The 21,220-nt window shown below is 38.0% G+C and carries 15 protein-coding genes; 12 read left to right on the top strand and 3 right to left on the bottom strand.

The features are described 5' to 3' along the window. Positions 1 to 9: 9 nt before the first annotated feature. Together nlpI and H4J66_RS08780 are read left to right on the top strand one after the other, a co-directional pair. Positions 10 to 906: a lipoprotein NlpI gene (gene nlpI / locus H4J66_RS08785; protein ID WP_182173295.1), complete on the top strand. Its 897-nt coding sequence runs from the start codon at positions 10 to 12 to the stop codon at positions 904 to 906. A gap of 30 nt (positions 907 to 936) precedes the next feature. Further along, the gene (locus H4J66_RS08780; protein ID WP_182173292.1) at positions 937 to 2,319 is read left to right on the top strand and encodes a hypothetical protein; all 1,383 of its coding nucleotides are present in this window, start codon (positions 937 to 939) and stop codon (positions 2,317 to 2,319) included. Between the two features lie 48 nt (positions 2,320 to 2,367). On the opposite strand, the gene H4J66_RS08775 is transcribed toward H4J66_RS08780, so the two are convergent. After that, positions 2,368 to 2,631: a hypothetical protein gene (locus tag H4J66_RS08775; protein WP_182173290.1), complete on the bottom strand. Its 264-nt coding sequence runs from the start codon at positions 2,629 to 2,631 to the stop codon at positions 2,368 to 2,370. A 179-nt stretch (positions 2,632 to 2,810) separates the two neighbouring features. Between H4J66_RS08775 and H4J66_RS08770 the strand changes: the two genes are divergently transcribed. Beyond that, entirely contained in the window at positions 2,811 to 4,490 is a 1,680-nt protein-coding gene (locus H4J66_RS08770) for a SufS family cysteine desulfurase (RefSeq protein ID WP_182173287.1), read from the top strand. Here the strand turns inward: H4J66_RS08770 and tcdA are convergent. Both tcdA and H4J66_RS08760 read right to left on the bottom strand, forming a co-directional pair. Further along, positions 4,487 to 5,287 (bottom strand): tRNA cyclic N6-threonylcarbamoyladenosine(37) synthase TcdA, encoded by an 801-nt coding sequence (tcdA, locus tag H4J66_RS08765; protein WP_182173284.1) that lies wholly within the window; start codon positions 5,285 to 5,287, stop codon positions 4,487 to 4,489. The two genes, H4J66_RS08770 and tcdA, sit on opposite strands and share 4 nt — an antisense overlap. A gap of 676 nt (positions 5,288 to 5,963) precedes the next feature. Further along, positions 5,964 to 7,250 carry a citrate synthase gene (locus H4J66_RS08760; RefSeq protein WP_182173281.1) on the bottom strand — a complete coding sequence of 429 codons (1,287 nt, stop codon included), beginning with the start codon at positions 7,248 to 7,250 and terminating at the stop codon, positions 5,964 to 5,966. Between the two features lie 409 nt (positions 7,251 to 7,659). On the opposite strand from H4J66_RS08760, the gene sdhC reads away from it, so the two are divergent. The 9 genes from sdhC to H4J66_RS08715 all read left to right on the top strand — a co-directional run bounded on the left by sdhC (position 7,660) and on the right by H4J66_RS08715 (position 20,799). Continuing rightward, positions 7,660 to 8,034 (top strand): succinate dehydrogenase, cytochrome b556 subunit, encoded by a 375-nt coding sequence (sdhC, locus tag H4J66_RS08755; protein ID WP_182173278.1) that lies wholly within the window; start codon positions 7,660 to 7,662, stop codon positions 8,032 to 8,034. Beyond that, complete coding sequence (gene sdhD / locus H4J66_RS08750; RefSeq protein ID WP_182173275.1) at positions 8,028 to 8,375, top strand: succinate dehydrogenase, hydrophobic membrane anchor protein; 348 nt, start codon at positions 8,028 to 8,030, stop codon at positions 8,373 to 8,375. The genes sdhC and sdhD overlap by 7 nt, the downstream gene beginning before the upstream one ends. Continuing rightward, complete coding sequence (sdhA, locus tag H4J66_RS08745; protein ID WP_182173272.1) at positions 8,376 to 10,148, top strand: succinate dehydrogenase flavoprotein subunit; 1,773 nt, start codon at positions 8,376 to 8,378, stop codon at positions 10,146 to 10,148. It abuts the gene before it with no gap. A gap of 13 nt (positions 10,149 to 10,161) precedes the next feature. Then, entirely contained in the window at positions 10,162 to 10,872 is a 711-nt protein-coding gene (locus H4J66_RS08740) for a succinate dehydrogenase iron-sulfur subunit (RefSeq protein WP_182173269.1), read from the top strand. A 159-nt stretch (positions 10,873 to 11,031) separates the two neighbouring features. Beyond that, positions 11,032 to 13,839 carry a 2-oxoglutarate dehydrogenase E1 component gene (locus H4J66_RS08735; RefSeq protein ID WP_182173266.1) on the top strand — a complete coding sequence of 936 codons (2,808 nt, stop codon included), beginning with the start codon at positions 11,032 to 11,034 and terminating at the stop codon, positions 13,837 to 13,839. Positions 13,840 to 13,858: 19 nt separating this feature from the next. Then, a complete protein-coding gene (gene odhB / locus H4J66_RS08730; protein WP_182173263.1) occupies positions 13,859 to 15,334 on the top strand; it encodes a 2-oxoglutarate dehydrogenase complex dihydrolipoyllysine-residue succinyltransferase in 1,476 nt (491 codons plus the stop codon). A gap of 200 nt (positions 15,335 to 15,534) precedes the next feature. After that, positions 15,535 to 16,701, top strand: coding sequence for an ADP-forming succinate--CoA ligase subunit beta (sucC, locus tag H4J66_RS08725; RefSeq protein WP_182173260.1), 1,167 nt, complete (start codon positions 15,535 to 15,537; stop codon positions 16,699 to 16,701). Beyond that, positions 16,701 to 17,573, top strand: coding sequence for a succinate--CoA ligase subunit alpha (gene sucD / locus H4J66_RS08720; protein ID WP_182173257.1), 873 nt, complete (start codon positions 16,701 to 16,703; stop codon positions 17,571 to 17,573). Before sucC ends, sucD begins: the two co-directional genes overlap by 1 nt. 1,234 nt (positions 17,574 to 18,807) lie before the next feature. Beyond that, positions 18,808 to 20,799, top strand: a complete 1,992-nt coding sequence (locus tag H4J66_RS08715) for a hypothetical protein (RefSeq protein ID WP_182173254.1) — start codon at positions 18,808 to 18,810, stop codon at positions 20,797 to 20,799. Positions 20,800 to 21,220 lie beyond the last annotated feature (421 nt).

Raw genomic sequence — 21,220 nt, 5'->3', positions numbered from 1 at the left:
ATTATTTCTGTGAATAAATTATTTAAAGTAGCGCTTGTCATCGTCATCTCATCTTTACAAGGTTGTGCAAGCAACCCAGAAAATGACGCATCGCTCGCCATGAATCAACTTATTATTGTTGAACCATTAGCCATAAATTATAAAAGTGAAATAGCGATAGCCCGTCTAACTGATGTTATTCAAAGAGCTGAAATAACCGATGCACAACGAGCTGAACTTTATTATGACCGCGGTGTTGTTTACGACAGTGTTGGTTTACGTTCATTAGCCCGTCTTGATTTCAATCGAGCTTTGCGTTTAAAGCCAGACTTTGTCGATGCGTATAATTTTTTAGGGATCCATTTCACCCAATTGCAAGAGTTCAACCAAGCTTATGAGGCTTTTGATTCGGCCATAGATTTAGCGCCTGAACATGAATATGCCTATTTAAATAGAGGGATTGCTTTATATTATGGTGGTCGTGCTGAACTATCTATTGATGATTTTAGTACTTTTCAGCAACGAAAAAGCAATGATCCTTACCGTATTCTATGGATGTATTTAGCCGAGTCAGCGGCAAATAATCTTGATGCGCAAACATCATTAAAGCTCGCTGCAGAGCAAGTTGAAGAGAGTGTTTGGGCTAAAAATATCATTGAACTTTATCTTGGTGAGATCACAGAACAAAAGTTTATTAGCCAATTATCAATAGGCGTAAATTCTAATAAGGCCTTAAGTGAACGTTTGTGCGAGGCATATTTCTACTTAGGTAAATACTATCAACTCAAAGACAATAATGAACTTGCAGCAAACTTTTTTAAATTAGCCTTGAGTACTAATGTCTATGAATTTGTTGAACACAGATATGCCAAACTTGAATTAGACTTAATGCGACAAGAGATTGTTAAAGCCGCTAAATCGTCTTAATGTGATGATGGATGTTATTTACACCTGCAAATGAAATATAAAGCCAGCTTAATCATCATCAGCTTATTGACCGTTATATCAATAAGCGCTTTTTTATCGGTAAACTCATTAATTAAAGCCGTAGAAAATGGTTATGCTAACCACTCACAATTAACGGTTATAAAAGCGCTTAGCTTAAATACTCTTTTGTATAAGCATTTGAATACATATGTTGATAACGACCCAAGATGGCAAAATATTGCTAAATCACTGGCTAAAAGCGATGGTGAAGTGGCAATTAAATTAGCCAATTATTATAAAAATAAGCAAGGTGACAATAATCAAAATATCGAGCTCTGGCTTGCACAAGCCATTCGATTAGGTCATCAGCAAGCGAGAATAGACTTAGCAAAAATTTATTTTGCCCATAACAAACGACTCCTAGCTAAAAAATTATTACTACCAATAACCTCTAATGGATCTGCCTTAACGCTTTTACTTGAGATTTTAATTTCAATAGGAGAAAAACAAGAGATAGACCGATATTTTAAGCAGTTTGAGATGATGAGCGCTGAAAAGCCATCTGAAGAACTTGAGTCTTTTTCGAAAAAACTATTTCGTTATAAGGTCTTAAATCCCCCTAATATATCGTCACAAGCAAATTGTCTGGCAAGCATTGCCCCCTTTGCAACGAATCTACGCGACTTAGCATATTTTGAAGAACTGATATCTTCATCGACGTTAGCAACATTACAACCTTATCTGTGTTTTTCACCGGTACAATACATCAGCAAAATAACACTCGCTTGTCAGCAAAATACTAATGAAGCGATCCGATGTGACGAATCTATCTGGCCAAACAATAAGCGAGTGTTAGCAGACAGGTTCATTGCTGTGCTTGTTGAAAAAGGTGGCGCTAACGTAAACGCGGGTATTTTATATATTGATCGTCATGATAATGCAGAAGTCTTTTATCATGAACTGGCTCATTTGCTTGGTTTTATTGATGAGTACGCGCTACCAAAAAATCATTCTCGTTGCTTGGCTGTGCAAAACGCTATGTTCTCCCATAATGTTGCAATTTTGCCACGCTTTTATCAAGGCTCTCGTGAGAAAGTCCGTGCGATAATTCTCAGCGAATTACCTTGGGCTAAATATATTTCAAGGGAAACATCGTTAGTGACTCATACTGCGCAAGGTTGGAAGTTAGGGACTGTTTCTAAAGAAGGTGATAGCGTAGGTGCTTTTATTGCTGAAAGCTGTAATGAAAAAGACTTTGTTGCAATAAAGCCTTTAAAGCAAAGAACTAGGATGCGTTATTATCAAACAGGCTTTCCAGTTTTATACTTAAAATTGCTAGCCGATAACCCCGAAAAGTTTTTAATGCCACACTATTTACATAATGTGAATCTAGCATTAAAAGCAAAAAAATAACGCTTTCGCGCTATTTTGATCAGCCAGGTTAGTTGAGAAAAGCTCTGCCTAACCTAAAGGAATAGGGCCAATAAATGCCTTACTCGCTTTAGTGGTCTCGTATTTATGGGGACTTTGAGACGTATTCATTTTCTTCTTTGGCTTCTTAATAATCATAGTCGCGGTTTTAACTTTTGCTATTGGCCACATAGTATTGTGATTAAGTGCACTTATCTCTTCATCTGTGATGTTATTTGAAACGGCTGTTGTAAAACCTTCTTGTGCTGGTTTTGGATGCTTATTTACTTTAATGAACCATGAAAATAACTTCATACTTTTCACCCTTTATTTTCTTTACTGTCTAACTTTAGTTTAAAATAGACAAATTCACCCATTATTTTGGACTTTTGTCTAAATAAATTAGCGAGACCGTTGATTGTTTAAATGATCAATTTTTATCGTATTATCAGGTATAATTGTGTCAGTAATATTATCTTTGCATGTAATCTCTTATGAATAAATTCGATGTCAGCACATTTCGCCAGCATTTTCCTTTGCTCAGTAATACCGTCAACGACTTGGCGTTAGTTTATTTCGACAATGGTGCTACCACTCAAAAGCCTCATGTGGTTATCGATACCGAAGCTGAGGTATATCAGCAATATAATGCTAATGTTCATCGTGCCTCACATGCTCTGAGTGCTAAAGCTACTTTGGCTTTTGAGCAAGCTAGAGCTAAGGTGCAACAGTTTATTCAAGCCAAATACTTAGAAGAAATCATTTGGACTCCAGGTACAACGGGAGGAATTAATTTAATTGCTCAGAGTTGGGGGCAGAAAAATTTACAAGTGGGCGATGAAATATTATTAAGCCATGCTGAGCATCACGCTAACATAGTGCCTTGGCAGATGATTGCCGAAAAAACTGGCGCTATTATTAAAGTTTTACCTTTAGATGCTAGCGGCCGGATCGATGAAAATGGCTTAGCGGATTATTTTAATGAAAAAACTAAGGTGGTCAGTTTTACGCATATTTCTAACGTGATTGGTAAAGTGAATCCCGTTAAAAAAATCATCACCTTAGCAAAAAAATATAAAGCCATAACCGTTATTGACGGTGCTCAAGCTTGTGCCCACTTAACACTAAATATGCAAACCCTAGACTGTGACTTCTACGTTTTTTCAGCACACAAAATGTTTGGACCAACCGGCGTTGGTGTTTTATACGGTCGACGTGACTTATTAACGGCTATGCCTCCTTATCAGGGCGGTGGTGAAATGATTAAAAAAGTCAGTTTCCAAGGAACATCATTTAACCAACTCCCCTTTAAATTTGAAGCTGGGACACCGAACTATGCTGGTGTTATTGCTTTCTCTGCCAGTATTGAATTCATTAATTCATTTGGAGTAACTCAGTTAGCAAAATATGAAAGTTTGCTGACATCCTACTGTTATGAAAAATTAACACAAATTAAAGCGGTTAAATTTGTTGTTGAGGAAAGACCTGATATTAGCGTACTTTCATTTACCGTCTGTGGTGCACACAATTACGATATTGCCAGCGGGCTAGATGCATATGGTATTGCCATTAGAAGTGGACACCATTGTGCGATGCCCTTAATGGATTATTTAAAATTAAGTGGCTGTATTAGAGTTTCATTAGCGGCTTATAATACTTATGCAGAAATTGATTTTTTTATTGAAAAACTAAACTTACTGATCCAAGGCGCGGATGACAATGTTGATAAAATTATTATTGAGCCACTTCACTTAGCACAGCCGGTCAATAAAACTAATCACTCAGCTATGATAGCAAGATTTAGTTTATTAAAAGGCTGGGACTCTCGTCATCGAGAAATAATGATGCTGGGTAAGTCTTTAGTTAGAATGGATAAAAGCTTCCGTAACAACACGACTTTAATTGTAGGATGCGAAAGCCATGCTTGGTTAATGGCAACTAAAAATACTCAAGATGAGTTTATTTTTAGTTGCGACAGTGACGCTAAAGTCATTCGAGGTTTAATGGTGATTATATTAGCTGCTTTTCAGCAGCTTACATCAGCACAGATATTAGCGTTTGACGACCAATCTTATTTTTCAACGTTGGGTTTGTTACAGCACTTGAGCCCATCACGTAGTAATGGCGTTAAAGCCATTGTTGAAAAAATTAAAATGATGGCAAGGCAACATTAAAGCTGACGCTTAGCTAAATATTTCTTAATCGCACGGCTGGTTGCAAAGAAAGCAAATGTGGCTGTAACGTGAGTAACCGCGCCAAAACCTGAGCTGCAATCTAACCGAACCGAACCATTTTGTGTTTGCTTTGCGTGACAAACATTGCCATTTTCGTCAGGATAAACCAGTTGTTCTGTAGAAAAAACAGCATCAATTGAAAACTTTCGCTTATTGCTTGTTTTCGCATCGGCTTTCGGGAAGTTAAATTCACGGCGCAGTTGATTTTTTACCTTAGCGAGCAATGGATCTTGATAAGTTTGGCTTAAGTCACACAGTTGAATCTTGCTTGGATCTGTTTGCCCTCCTGCGCCACCAATAGTAATTACCGGTATTTTATTACGTTTACAATGAGCAATAATAGCCGTTTTTATTTTCACTGAGTCAATAGCATCGATGACATAATCAAAATCGTTAGTTAATAGTTCACGCAAATTATCAAAAGTGACAAAATCTTCAATGACATTGACCTGACAGCTTGGATTAATTTGCTTAATACGTTCAGCCATCACATCGACCTTACTTTCTCCAATCGTTTCAGTAAGGGCATGAATTTGTCTATTGATATTGGTTGTACAGATATCATCTAAATCAATTAATGTTATCGAACCAATCCCTGTTCTTGCTAAAGATTCAGCAGCCCAAGAACCAACACCACCAATGCCTATTACACAGAAGTGCGCTTTTTCTAATAAAGCAGCACCTGCAACGCCGTAAAGACGTGCAATCCCACCAAATCTCATTTGATATTCAGACATACCGTTATCATTAACTCATAAAATTTTTAACATTATAAGGGTGAATTAACAGTGAATACAGCAAATCCCGTAAGCAATTAACTTTTTTCGTTATCTCGCTATTTTTACCCTGACCAATGACGACTTTATCCGCTGGCTGCAGTTTAATTTAAAGTGTTGAGGTACCGGAATTATCATGGCTTAGATGATCTATTAATAAATTAATGATTGAGAAGGGTAAGGTGATACTTAAAGTTGATTTAGCTGGGTATAGTGTTGAAAAATAAATATGCAGTGGCAAGGTATTAATTATTTTGCTTATAATTGATAAATCATCAGTATTTAAGAAAAAATATTGTAGTATTTTTTTGCTATTATTGGTACAGATATAACCCAGTATTAAGCTAAACCATCAGTTTTTGTTTTTTTAACTCTTTATTTATTAACACTATTTTTTATGTGTATAGTTGATATTTTTTATTTTTATAACGTGCAATTATTGAGCTTTCTATGTTTTTATCAAGGTAATGTTGGTTTTATTACAGCAAAGGGAACATTTATATTAGGTTGATGCAAAAAATCTCCTAATAGTGGAAGAAAAAAGGGTTATTAACTGTTTTTATTTTGTGACTAAAATTGAAGAAATAAAAAAGGTAGCGTGAGCTACCTTTCAAAGAGTGATTTATAAAATAAATAATTATCTTTTATTTAATGGGATAAATTCACGGTCAATTTCACCAATATAGTTTTGACGAGGACGACCAATTTTTTGACCCGCTTGACCCAACATTTCATCCCAGTGAGAAATCCAACCCACGGTACGAGACATAGCAAATACTACTGTGAACATGTTGGTAGGAATACCGATAGCTTTCAATATGATACCTGAGTAAAAATCTACATTCGGGTAAAGTTTTTTCTCAATAAAGTATGGGTCTTCAAGGGCTACTTTTTCAAGAGCCATTGCCACGTCTAAAAGAGGATCTTTTATGCCTAACTCTTTTAATACTTCATGGCATGTTTCACGCATTACTGTCGCGCGTGGATCAAAGTTTTTGTAAACACGATGTCCGAAACCCATTAAGCGGAACGAATCACTCTTATCTTTAGCACGAGCAACAAATTCGTCAACACGATCTAATGTACCAATTTGCTCAAGCATTTTTAAACAGGCTTCGTTAGCGCCACCATGTGCAGGGCCCCACAAAGATGCCACGCCTGCAGCAATACATGCATAAGGGTTAGCACCAGAAGAGCCGGCTAAACGGACTGTTGAAGTTGAAGCGTTTTGCTCGTGATCTGCATGTAATGTAAATATTCTATCCATGGCACGGGCAACAGTAGGGCTAACAACATACTCTTCTGCAGGTACAGAGAACATCATATGCAGGAAGTTTTCCGCATAGCTCAATTCATTACGTGGATAAACGAATGGCTGACCAATGCTGTATTTGTAAGCCATCGCTGAAATAGTTGGCATTTTAGCAATTAAGCGATGCGCACTACGCATACGTTGCACAGGATCTTCAATGTCTAAATCGCTATGATAAAATGAAGACATAGCACCAACAACACCACAAAGCATTGCCATTGGGTGTGCATCAGGTAAGAAACCTTGGAAAAAATGAGCCAGTTTCTCGTGAACCATAGTATGGTTGGTAATAATATTAACAAACTCATCATATTGAGTCATTGTTGGTGCATCACCATTTAACAAAATATAACAAACTTCTAGATAATTAGCTTGTTTAGCTAAACTGTCAATTGGATAACCACGATGTTGTAAAATACCTTTCCCACCATCGATATAAGTAATAGCTGATTCACATGAAGCGGTTGCTAAGAAACCCGGATCATAAGTGAAATAACCATACTTACCCAAAGTTCTGATGTCTATTACGTCGTTACCGGCGCTACCTGAAAGTATTGGTAAATCTGCAACTACGTTACCATCAATACTGAGAGTGGCTTTAGATTCAGCCATATGTTTAATCCCCTATAAATTATTTAATTCGCTTTGCTGAACTTACTTTTGAAAAGTTAGTCAGTTTTTATGAATATAAAACTAACCGTATTCTACTTCATTATACCCCCTTAAAGTCAAACCAATTGTTTCTACCTTAGACTAAAGTTAGATAATTGCTAAAGTAGCTCAAATAATAGTCTAATATCTTTAAAATAAAGGTGAAATTCTCGCGTAAGAAAATTGTAATTAAAAATGTTCAGCTATATAATCAAGCTGATTTAATTTTTTATTTGTAGGCTATTCCATTAACAGACAAATATTAACTAAGATCACTAGGGGATTGTTCAATTAATGGTAAATATGTTTAGTTATCTCATTGGGCAATAGTAAAAAAGTTGAAGACTCAAAAAACTCTTTAGGCGAAATTGTGAAAAAACAACGTCCTGTAAACCTAGATCTGACTACAATCAAAATGCATCCTTCGGCAAACGCCTCGATATTGCACCGTATTTCTGGTGTCATTATGGTATTTGCTATTGGTATTTTATTGTGGACACTTTCATTATCTCTATCTTCCGCTGAAGGATTTGCTCAAATTCAAGCATTTCTTGATGGCTTCCTATTCAAATTCATTTTGTTTGGCATAATCTCTGCGTTAACCTTCCATATATTAATGGGTGTTCGTCACTTATTCATGGATTCAGGCTATTTTGAAGAATTAGCTTCAGGTAATTCCAGTGCTAAATTTGCTATGGCTCTTTGGTTTGTGTTAACTGTAGTAGTAGGAGTATGGTTATGGTAAGTAACATTGCTACTGTAGGCCGAAATGGCGTACATGATTATATGCTGGTAAGAGCGAGCGCTATAATCTTAACAATATATACATTAATAATTGCTGGCTTTTTTGTGGTTACCCCAGAAGTTACTTTTGAAACATGGCATGGGTTTTTTAGCCTAATGTCAGTGAAAATTGCAACACTGCTTGCTCTTTTATCACTTGTTGTACATGCATGGATTGGTATTTGGCAAGTATTGTCGGATTACATCAAACCAGTATTTTTACGTGGGTCATTACAATTTCTCTTTTCTGTTACTTTGTTAGTCTACCTTGCGGCAGGCTTTTTAATTGTGTGGGGTGTATAAGTGGGCGTTCCAATTCGTGAATTTGACGCTATAGTTATTGGCGCCGGTGGTGCAGGTATGCGCGCTGCATTAGCTATTTCTGAATCAGGTAAATCTTGTGCCTTGATTTCTAAAGTTTTTCCTACTCGTTCTCATACAGTATCTGCCCAAGGTGGTATCACTGTTGCGCTAGGTAATGCGCATGAAGATCATTGGGAACAACATATGTACGATACCGTTAAAGGCTCTGATTATATCGGAGATCAAGACGCAATCGAATACATGTGTAAAACGGGTCCTGAATCTATTATTGAGCTAGAGAAAATGGGTTTACCTTTTTCTCGTACTGAAGAAGGTAAGATTTATCAACGTCCTTTCGGTGGTCAATCTAAAAACTTTGGTGGCGAACAAGCGGCACGTACAGCAGCCGCAGCCGATCGTACTGGCCATGCTTTATTACATTGCTTGTACCAACAAAACGTTAAAAATAAAACTAATGTCTACTCTGAATGGTATGCACTAGATTTAGTTAAAAATAGTGACGGTGCTATCGTTGGTACAACCGCTATTTGTATCGAAACAGGCGAGATTGTTTACTTTAAAGCTCGTGCTACGGTATTAGCTACCGGTGGTGCTGGTCGTATCTATGCATCAACAACTAATGCTCACATCAATACTGGTGACGGTGTTGGCATGGCAGTTCGTGCTGGCATACAGATGCAAGACATGGAAATGTGGCAGTTTCATCCAACAGGAATCGCTGGTGCAGGTACGCTTGTTACTGAAGGTTGTCGTGGAGAAGGTGGTTACCTGCTTAACAAAGACGGCGAACGTTTCATGGAACGTTACGCACCAAATGCTAAAGATTTAGCCGGTCGTGACGTAGTTGCTCGTTCTATGATGACAGAGATCCGCGAAGGTCGTGGTTTTGACGGTCCTATGGGTCCTCATCTTAAACTAAAACTTGATCATTTAGGCCGTGAAACGCTTGAAAAACGTTTACCAGGTGTTTGTGATTTATCTAAAACATTTGCACACGTAGATCCAGCAGTAGAACCTATTCCAGTTATACCAACTTGTCATTATCAGATGGGTGGTGTTCCTTGTAATGTGAATGGCCAAGCGATTAACTTTAACCCAGAAACGGGTAAAGAAACTATCGTTGAAGGGTTGTTTGCCGTTGGTGAAATCGCTTGTGTATCTGTTCATGGTGCAAACCGTTTAGGTGGTAATTCTCTTCTTGATTTAGTGGTCTTTGGCCGTGCAGCGGGTAATTTCTTAGGCACTTACCTAAATGATACGCAAAGCGGAAAAGATGCCTCTGAGTCTGACTTAGAAGCTTCATTAGCACGTAATAATCGTTGGGAGTCATCTGTGAAAGGTGGAGAAAGTCCAACTGAAATACGTAAAGATTTGCAAAAATGTATGCAATTTAACTTCTCGGTATTCCGTGAAGGTGATGCTATGGCTGAAGGCATGAAAGAGTTGACTGATATCCGTGAACGTCTTCAGCATGCGAGCCTCGATGATAAGTCTTCAGAATTTAATACGCAACGTATCGCGTGTTTAGAATTAGATAACTTGATGGAAACAGCTTATTGTACAGCTAAAGCGTCTAATTTCCGTACTGAATCACGTGGTGCTCATGCGCGCGCAGATTTTGCTGTTCGTGATGATGAAAACTGGTTATGCCATAGTATTTATACGCCAGAGACACAAGCTATGTCTAAGCGTAAAGTAAATATGGAACCCGTTCACCGTGAAGCTTTCCCACCGAAAGCCCGCGTATATTAATAGGAGCATTGCAATGAAACAAATTTTTTCGATTTATCGTTACAACCCTGATGTTGATAATGCACCTTATATGAAAGATTATGAGCTGGATATTCCAGAAGGCTCAGATATGATGGTACTTGATGCACTTATTTTATTAAAAGAGCAAGATACTACTATATCTTTCCGTCGTTCATGTCGTGAGGGTGTATGTGGCTCTGATGGTATGAATATTAACGGTAAGAATGGTTTAGGTTGTATTACACCATTATCGGCTGTTCCAGCAAAGAAAATAGTGTTACGCCCTTTACCTGGTTTACCGGTAGTACGTGATTTAGTTATTGATATGACGCAGTTCTATAATCAATATGAAAAAATCAAGCCGTTCTTAATTAATGATGGTAAAAACCCTCCAGCACGTGAGCATCTTCAGTCTATTGAAGAGCGTGAAAAGCTTGATGGTTTATATGAGTGTATTTTATGTGCTTGTTGTTCAACTTCTTGTCCGTCTTTCTGGTGGAACCCAGATAAGTTTATTGGACCAGCAGGTTTGTTGCATGCTTATCGCTTTTTAATTGATAGCCGTGATACTGCAACTGAAGAACGTTTAGATGGTTTGCAAGATGCCTACAGCGTATTCCGTTGTCATGGTATTATGAACTGTGTTGATGTTTGTCCAAAAGGATTAAACCCAACGAAAGCTATCGGCCATATTAAGTCGATGTTGATTTCACGCGCAGTATAAAATTAAATAGCAGAGTGTTAGATGAAATTATCTAGCACTTTGGTGTTTTAAAACAGGAATAGTCATCATTAGCAGATGACAATTAGCCATTAGTCTAGTTGACTTGCTAACGATAATTGTTTATTTTTTTATTGCTTTTATCCCATAAAGGAACAGGCAATGCCCGAAGGTACAATGAAGGCTTGGTTAGAGTCTTCTCATTTAAGTGGTGCTAACGCTACTTACATTGAAGAATTATACGAATCTTATTTGGATAACTCCCAATCTGTTTCTGCAGAATGGCGAACGTTATTCCAACAACTTCCAAAAATTGAAGGTGCTGACTTAGAATTCAGGCACTCTGAAATCCGCAATGAATTTAAAGAATTAGCTAAGCAATCCCATAAAACTGTTGTTGTTTCTGGTAGCAGTGATGCCAAACAAGTTAAAGTTTTACAACTAATTAATGCTTTTCGTTTTCGTGGACATCAAAATGCCAACCTTGACCCATTAGGTTTGTGGAAGCGAGATAAGGTACGCGATTTACAACTGTCGCATCATGAACTTTCAGAAAACGACTTTGACACAGAGTTCAATGTCGGATCATTTGCTACTTCCCAAGATGCGATGAAGTTAGGTGACTTATACAATGCCCTTAAAACTACTTACTGTGGTTCTATCGGTGCTGAATATATGCACATTACTGACACCGATGAAAAACGTTGGATCCAACAACGTTTAGAGTCTGTTCAGTCGCAAGCAAAATTTTCTGTCGAGCAAAAAGAAGAAATTCTTAAAGGCCTTATCGCTGCTGATGGTATTTGTAAATACCTTGGTGCAAAGTTTCCAGGCGCTAAACGTTTCTCCCTTGAAGGTGGTGATGCGTTAATACCTATGCTGAAAGAACTTATTTCTCGTGCTGGCACACAAGGCACTAAAGAAGTTGTTATTGGTATGGCTCACCGTGGCCGATTAAATGTCTTAGTTAACGTGATGGGTAAAAATCCATCAAAGCTATTTGATGAGTTTGGCGGTAAACACGATGAAATTTTATCTTCAGGTGATGTTAAATATCACCAAGGTTACTCATCAGATTTTGTAACGCCTGGTGGCAATGTTCATTTAGCTTTGGCCTTTAACCCATCGCATCTAGAAATTGTTAACCCCGTTGTTATTGGCTCAGTCCGTGCGCGTCAAGACAGACGTGGTGATAAAGTCGGTGATACGGTTCTTCCTGTTACTATTCATGGTGATGCTGCAATTGCCGGTCAGGGTGTTGTTCAAGAAACTTTTAATATGTCACAAGCGCGTGCATTTAAAGTTGGCGGAACGATACGTATCGTTGTTAATAATCAGGTCGGTTTTACAACGTCTAATCCTGCAGATACGCGCAGTGGTGAATATTGTACTGAAATTGCAAAAATGGTTTCAGCACCGATTCTTCATGTTAATGGCGATGACCCAGAAGCTGTTATCTTGGCAACACAAATTGCCCTTGATTATCGCAACGAATTTAAGCGTGATGTCGTTATCGACCTTGTTTGTTACCGTCGTCATGGTCACAATGAAGCTGATGAGCCTAGTGCAACGCAGCCATTGATGTACAAAAAAATTAAGAAACACCCGACACCTCGTCAATTATATGCACAGCAACTTGATACAGAGGGTTCAATCAATTTAGATAAGTCGAATGAATTAACCCTTTATTATCGTAAATTGCTAGACGAAGGTCAGTGTACGGTTGAACAATGGCGACCTATGACAGAACATTCTGTCGATTGGACTCCATACCTTGGCCATGAGTGGGACGATGATTACGATAAAGAAATTTCTGTTGAAAAGCTGAAAGAACTTGCCAGTAAATTGTCAACATATCCTGAGACTCATCCTGTACAAGGTCGTGTTAAGAAGATATATGATGATCGTGTTAAAATGGCATCGGGTGAAAAATTACTCGATTGGGGTATGGCAGAAAACTTAGCTTATGCCTCGATTGTTGATTTAGGTAAACGTGTTCGTATTACTGGGCAAGACTCTGGTCGCGGTACTTTTTTCCATCGTCATGCTGTTTTACATAACCAAGATGATGCGAGCAAATACTTACCTTTGCAAAATATTCGCGAAGGACAAGGTCCATTCGATATTCATGACTCAGTGTTGTCAGAAGTATCAGTAGTTGCCTTTGAATATGGCTATACCACAGCAGAGCCTGCAGGGCTTACTATTTGGGAAGCGCAATTTGGTGATTTTGCTAACTGTGCACAAGTAGTCTTTGACCAATTTATTAGTTCGGGTGAGCAAAAGTGGGGCCGTTTATGTGGTTTAACTATGTTGTTGCCTCATGGCTATGAAGGTCAAGGTCCTGAGCATTCATCTGCACGATTAGAGCGCTTCTTACAACTTTGTGCCGATCATAATATGCAAGTTTGTGTGCCATCAACACCTGCGCAAGTATTTAACATGCTACGCCGTCAAGTTGTTCGTCCTATGCGTCGTCCATTGATTGTTATGTCGCCTAAGTCATTATTAAGACATCCTTTAGCGGTCTCTTCATTAGAAGAGTTATCGACAGGTGTGTTTCATAATGTCATTGGTGAAGTTGATGATATCGACCCGAAAAAAGTCACACGCGTCGTTTTTTGTAGTGGTAAAGTTTACTATGAATTACTTGATCAGCGTCGCAAGAGTGAGCAAGAAAATGTTGTTATCATTCGAATCGAGCAGCTATATCCATTTCCAGAAGAAGAGCTTCAAGCAGAGTTGGCCAAATACCAGCATGTTAAGCAATTCGTTTGGTGTCAGGAAGAACCGCAAAACCAAGGTGCATGGTATTGTTCACAGCATCACTTTAGAGCGGCAATACCTGAAGGTACTTATTTGACATATGCTGGTCGTAAGGCCTCTGCAGCACCAGCTGTAGGTTATATGTCTGTCCATGTAAAAGAACAACAAGCGCTAGTCAATGACGCGCTATCTGTTGAAGACTAGTGAGTAAGGAATAAAATAAATGACCACCGAAATTAAGGTTCCCGTTTTACCTGAATCTGTTGCTGATGCAACCGTAGCTACTTGGCATGTTCAAGTAGGTGATAAAGTTTCACGTGACCAAGTATTAGTAGATATTGAAACTGACAAAGTTGTGCTTGAAGTACAAGCTGTCGTTGACGGAGTGATCACTGAGATTTCTCAAGCCGAAGGCGCAACAGTATTAGGCGAGCAAGTCATTGCAATCCTCACTGAAGGCGATGCATCAGCTGATGTTTCAGCTCCTGCAGCGGCAAAATCAGCTCCAGCGACAACAGCAGTGAAAGTTATCGACATCATAGTACCGGTTTTACCTGAGTCTGTTGCAGATGCAACAGTTGCTACTTGGCATGTTGCTGAGGGTGATACAGTTTCTGTTGACCAAAACTTGGTTGATATCGAAACGGATAAAGTTGTTCTAGAAGTTGTTGCTCAAGATAATGGTGTGATTGGTAAGATAATCCACGTTGAAGGTGACACGGTATTAGGTTCACAAGTTATTGGCCAACTTAATGCGGGCGCAACAACAAGTGCTCCTGCAGCTACTTCAGAAGATGCGATTAGCTCTGATGAATTAGCTAGCCCTTCTGTTCGTCGTTTAATGACAGAAAAAGGCTTAACAGCCGCTAATGTTAGAGGTACAGGTAAAGGTGGACGTATTTCTAAAGAAGATGTTGAAGCAGCGGCTAATAAACCTGCAACAGCAGCTCCAGCGGCAAAAACTGCTGCTGCGACACCTGTTGCACAAGATTTAGGCGAACGTACGCAAAAACGTGTACCTATGACACGTTTACGCAAGACAATTGCCAAACGTTTATTAGAAGCTAAAAATTCAACGGCAATGCTAACAACGTTTAACGAAGTTAACATGAAGCCAATTATGGATCTTCGTAAGCAATATAAAGATCTTTTTGAGAAGACGCATGATACGCGCTTAGGCTTCATGTCATTTTATGTTAAAGCGGTTACTGAAGCATTGAAACGCTTTCCAGCGGTTAATGCATCAATAGATGGTGACGATATTGTTTATCATAACTTTTTTGACATCTCAATTGCTGTTTCCACGCCACGTGGCTTAGTAACACCAGTATTACGTGATGCAGATCAATTAGGTATGGCAGCGATTGAAAATGGTATTCGTGACTTAGCAATAAAAGGTCGCGACGGAAAGCTTTCAATTGAAGATATGACCGGCGGTAATTTCACTATTACTAACGGTGGTGTTTTTGGTTCATTACTTTCAACACCTATTTTAAACTTACCGCAAGCGGCTATTTTAGGTATGCATAAAATCCAAGACAGACCTATGGCTGTTGATGGAAAAGTTGAAATACTTCCTATGATGTACTTAGCACTTTCTTATGATCATCGCTTAATCGATGGTAAAGAATCTGTTGGCTTTTTAGTGGCAATTAAAGACTTGTTAGAAGATCCAACACGTCTACTTCTTGATATATAATCGAGAATATTAAATCTTTTGATTTAGACTATAGTATTAGCTCTGGGGACTTTGTTCCTTAGAGCTTTTATACTATAATCGATCAAATTTTTTCGATGATAGCGAATTTTATTTATATTTATGATTAAAATTAAGATTTTACTTATATTTATAACTAAGAACAGCTGTCATCATCATTCACAGATAAATGGAAATACACCATGAATTTGCATGAGTATCAAGCGAAACAATTATTCGCTGAATATGGTTTACCAGTTTCTGAAGGTTTCGCTTGCGATACACCTCAGGAAGCTGCAGAAGCGGCTGATAAAATCGGCGGCACTATGTGGGTTGTTAAAACTCAAGTTCACGCAGGCGGTCGCGGTAAAGCGGGCGGCGTTAAGCTAGTTAAATCTAAGCAAGAAATCAAAGATTTTGCTCAAAACTGGTTAGGTAAGAACTTAGTGACTTACCAAACTGACGCGAACGGTCAACCAGTTGCTAAAATTTTAGTAGAAAGCTGTACTGATATTGCTAACGAATTATACCTTGGTGCTGTTGTTGACCGCGCAAGTCGTAAAGTCGTATTCATGGCCTCTACTGAAGGCGGTGTTGATATTGAGAAGATTGCTGAAGAGACTCCTGAGTTAATTCATCAAGCTGAAATCGATCCACTTGTTGGCGCTCAACCTTACCAAGCTCGTGAATTAGGCTTTAAGTTAGGTTTAAACCCAACGCAAATGAAGCAATTTGTTAAGATCTTTTTAGGCCTTGCAAAAATGTTTGAAGATTTTGATTTCGCCTTATTAGAAATCAACCCGTTAGTTATTACTGACGAAGGTAATCTTCATTGTTTAGATGGCAAAATTGGTATCGATGGTAATGCTTTATACCGTCAACCTAAAATGCGCGCGTTCCACGATCCATCTCAAGAAGATGAACGTGAAGCACATGCAGCACGCTTTGAATTAAACTACGTAGCCTTAGACGGTAACGTTGGTTGTATGGTTAACGGTGCAGGCCTAGCAATGGGTACTATGGATATCGTAAATCTACACGGCGGCAAGCCAGCTAACTTCTTAGATGTTGGCGGCGGAGCGACGAAAGAACGTGTTTCTGAAGCATTCAAAATCATTCTTTCTGACGACAATGTTAAAGCTGTTTTAGTTAACATCTTTGGCGGTATCGTACGTTGTGACATGATTGCTGAAGGTATTATTGGTGCGGTTAAAGAAGTAGGCGTTAAAGTACCAGTTGTAGTACGTTTAGAAGGCACTAATGCTGAATTAGGTCGTGAAGTTCTTAAAAACTCTGGCTTAGATATCATTGCTGCTGAGTCATTAACTGATGCAGCGACAAAAGTTGTAGCAGCTGCGGAGGGCAAATAATGTCTATCTTAATTAACAAAGATACTAAAGTAATCTGTCAAGGTTTTACCGGTGGCCAAGGTACATTCCATTCAGAACAAGCACTTGAATACGGTACACAAATGGTTGGTGGCGTAAGCCCAGGTAAAGGCGGTCAAACGCATCTAGGCCTACCAGTATTTAACACAGTACGTGAAGCTGTAGAAGCAACTGGCGCAACAGCAACAGTTATTTATGTTCCAGCTCCTTTCTGTAAAGATGCAATTTTAGAAGCAATTGATGCAGGCATCGAGCTTATCGTTACTATTACTGAAGGTATTCCTACTTTAGATATGGTTGACGTTAAAGCTAAGCTTGATCAATCAGGCGTTCGTATGATCGGTCCTAACTGCCCAGGTGTTATTACTCCTGGCGAAACTAAGATTGGTATCATGCCTGGTCATATCCATTTACCAGGTAAAGTAGGTATTGTTTCACGTTCTGGTACGCTTACTTACGAAGCCGTTAAGCAAACAACTGATGCAGGTTTTGGCCAATCTACTTGTGTAGGTATTGGTGGCGACCCTATCCCAGGTACTAACTTCATCGACGTATTGGAAATGTTCCAAAACGATCCACAAACTGAAGCAATTGTAATGATTGGTGAAATTGGCGGAACTGCTGAAGAAGAAGCGGCTGAATATATCAAAGCACACGTTACTAAGCCTGTTGTATCTTACATTGCTGGTGTTACTGCACCAGAAGGTAAGCGTATGGGTCACGCTGGCGCGATTATCGCCGGTGGTAAAGGTACAGCTGATGAGAAATTTGCAGCATTAGAAGCGGCTGGTGTTAAAACTGTTCGTTCTTTAGCTGATATCGGCGTAGCACTTAAAGAAAAAACAGGTTGGTAAGCTAACGCTGCTCATTTGTAATTCTTAATAAAAACCCGCATTCTCAATAAGAGAGTGTGGGTTTTTTTAAATACCTGTTGTGCTCTATATTTCGATAATTCAATGCAACTGAATATTTTTCTTGAATCTAAGTAACAACATTAAACCATTCAACATCAAGCAACAGTATTCTAATATTACTTTCATATAAACAGATATCAGCTTAACCTCACCATATTGTTTTTCTATCCCTATTTGCCTCTTTTTGAAAATACTTATGCATTGTACATTCTAGTCTTCATAAACTCTCTCTTGCTTGAACTTTCATCTTTAATACTGTGTAAATTTACTCATCCATCATTTGACCGTATAAAAAAACCTATTAAAGTCCCGATAATCTTGAAATTAACTAACATATTGTCTTACTGTATTTATTTCAGTATCCACTTTTGTCGTTCTGAATTATTTCATTTCCATTGTCGTCATGCTGAATTTATTTCAGTATCTGGGGTTTGAGTTGTTAAGGTCGAGATCCTGAAAAAAGTTCAGGATGACGGAGTTTGAGTTCATGCTGAATTTATTCAAGTTACCATTCTCATCGTTCTGAATTATTTCATTTCCATTGTCGTCATGGTGAATTTATTTCAGTATCTGGGCTTGGAGTTGTAAGGTCGAGATCCTGAAACAAGTTCAGGATGACGCCGTTTGAGTTCATGCTGAATTTATTAAAGTTACCATTCTCGTCGTTCTGAATTATTTTATTTCCCACTCTCGTCATGCTGAATTTATTTCAGTATCTGGTCTTGGAGTTGTTAAGGTCGAGATCCTGAAACAATTTCAGGATGACGGAGTTTGGGGGTAGGAGAGATTAAATGGACACTCACTTTAATTTACTAGCTTTGATTTTGTTAAGGGGTTTGATTGTCAGTAGGCTGACTTCTCCAAAAGAAGGGATGAACGCCTAAGCCTCTTTAGGCTCAGAGAGCGCTTTTGCATAAGCTCGCATTAAACCATATCGCAACCCCCAAGCCGTTATTCTATAATTTTTTATACGGAACTAGGGAGATAATTAGTATGTTAATTAACTATTCTGATATTAAATCCTATTTTATTTCTTATTAACATCAATAATCACACTAAGCTTGTTAAATTTTGCTTGATTTTATGTTAATATTTTTACTCTATTGAAGGGGATTCGATACGACAAAGATTGTTTAATTTTATTTCCCTTCTAAATTTTAAAAGGAAAGTAAAATTGAAGTATGTAAATCTAGTGATGATAAGCGTTTCTTTATGTTTATTAACAGCATGTTTAGAAGTAGAAAACGACAATAATAACGAAGATGTAGTGCAAGTAATCCAAGCACAAAATGAAATTCTTAGTGGTACTAACAATTCTATCATTCCTGGTACTCCTGCCGCTTCTGTTACATTAACGGGTATCGTTGTTAATGCATTGGATAACCAAGCCGTATCAACCTCGAACATTACAATTATTGCCGCTGATGTTGTCCTCGTCGATAGCGTTAGCTTCAACGGTGGCGAGTTTAAATTAGAAAACCTTCCTGCTAATTCTGATATTGAAATGATTATTGAAAGTAGCAATAATGAATTTTTATCACGTGCATATTTCATTAATACGGGTCATTCAAATGCAGTCAATACGGCCAATGATTTTGGTCAATTTGAAGTTTCTACAGCTAAAGATATGCAAATAACGGTGATTAATAAAACATCAGGATTGCCTCTTACTGGATTAGCGTTTAAAGCTTCATCTCATTACGGTACCAGTTCAAGATCGAATAAGTATCAACATCACTCAACTTATAATGAAGCCAATGGCGTTTACCACATCACCATACCAAAGTTTCTCAATATTATGGTTAGAGCCAACTTAGATCTCAATAAAGATGGTGAAATAGATTATAATCCTGAGTTAAATAACAACATTAGTAGTAATGAATTATATTTTTTATCATCGAATAGTGATGAATCATTAACGCTTTATGTTGAAGAAAAAATGCCGTTAAAAGAGATTGAATTTCGCATTACAATGATTGATGCAAGTGCGAATGTTCTTTTAGGTGCTGAGTTATTCTCAACAGACTCTGCGGGTACGCAGACGACTTCTACTTTTGATGCTGCAACACAACAATATGTAATATCAGCAATGTTTGGTGATTACTCACAAGTAGAAATCCCTTCATTTATGGCAAACGATATCTCTTATCAAAGTGCTTCAATATCACTGAATAAGAACGATGATGACAGCTTAAGAGTCAACATTTCAGGTGCTTTAGAAAACTGTTGTTATAATATCGCTAATACTGACGTTGTTGAGTTAGCCGTTATGCCAAGAATTGTGACTAATGATAGCTCTTCTTTAGAGGTCGTTATTGCGGCAAATGAAGTAAACTATATAGATAAAAGTTTCAGTATATTCTACTCTCAAGCTATCACCACATCAGTAAATAGCTTGTCACTTATTAATACTTCTGGTTTTACTGTTGTTAAAGGTAATGATTCATCGACTGATGTTATTTTACCCGGCACTACAGTTGTTAGTGGCATGGTAGATATTCCTGTTTCATTTGAGACTAGTTTAAATGACACTAAACTTACGATTACGCCGGTTAACTCTTTGTCTAAAGGCCAAAATTACCAATACAATGTCGGTAACTTAGTTGTGAAGTCTACAGAAAAGTCTGTCGATGTTTATAATGATTCACTTTCGTTTTATATCGAAAATAATGATGACTTTGATATTAATGACGTGCATTTAGATAACAATAACTTTACCAGCAACGGAAATGCGATTACTCTCTCCAATTCAGCGGGTGATAGTTCTTCACCTTCAAATTATGATCGCAGTGTTTATTTATATCTACCATCATCAATTGAAACGTTGCAAAGCTTTTCAATGCGTCTTTACTCGGTAACAGAAGACGGCGTCAGTTATAATTCAGTAAGAAACTTTACTCTTGTTAGAGATAGTAATACTAATAATGTTTCACCATTGGGACTAGTCAAGCTTGCTGAAAATGAAACATTAATTACCGAAAGTCTTCAAACGTCGATTGAAACAGGAACCGCTCAATTAGACAATCAGAAAGTTTACCGCGCATCAACGTCTATATACGCTTCTGATGATTTAGATAGCTCGGAAAATAGTCTAACGTTTGAATATGCTTATCAAACAAAAGCGGGTGATATTGTTACGGGTACTATTAATCTCCCGGTACAATAAATATCAGTGATGATTATTTTATATCAGTAAGTTTAGTCTGATTAATTTACCTTTAAAACCCGCTATCTAGCGGGTTTTTTTATTTTAAATCTAGCTTGTCTTATTGCCGCTGTAGCATTGCTAATAAAATGCCAGGTCAGTGTGTAAAAACGTTAAGTGTTTTTCATTGCGTAAGTCTCTAATATGCAACCTAGAGAATGAAAAAGCAGACCCATGAATAAGTCACGACTGGTATGACGCGAAGTCGCGCCTTTGTGAAACAAGTTTCACCGGACCGGGCTAATTATATCGAGTAGCAGGTCTATGTGTTTAAATTATGACCAAATTGTTTGCATTTCACCCCGATTGTTAACGTTTTTCAATATTGTTATCTGCCACTAGATAGCCATTATATTGGAGTGAGCAAGCTATGCGGGGGCGC

This window comes from Colwellia sp. MB3u-55, assembly GCF_014076785.1.
GTDB lineage: Bacteria > Pseudomonadota > Gammaproteobacteria > Enterobacterales > Alteromonadaceae > Colwellia_A.
The sequence above is the reverse complement of the archived record's forward strand: the minus strand, read 5'-3'. Positions and strand labels throughout refer to the sequence as shown.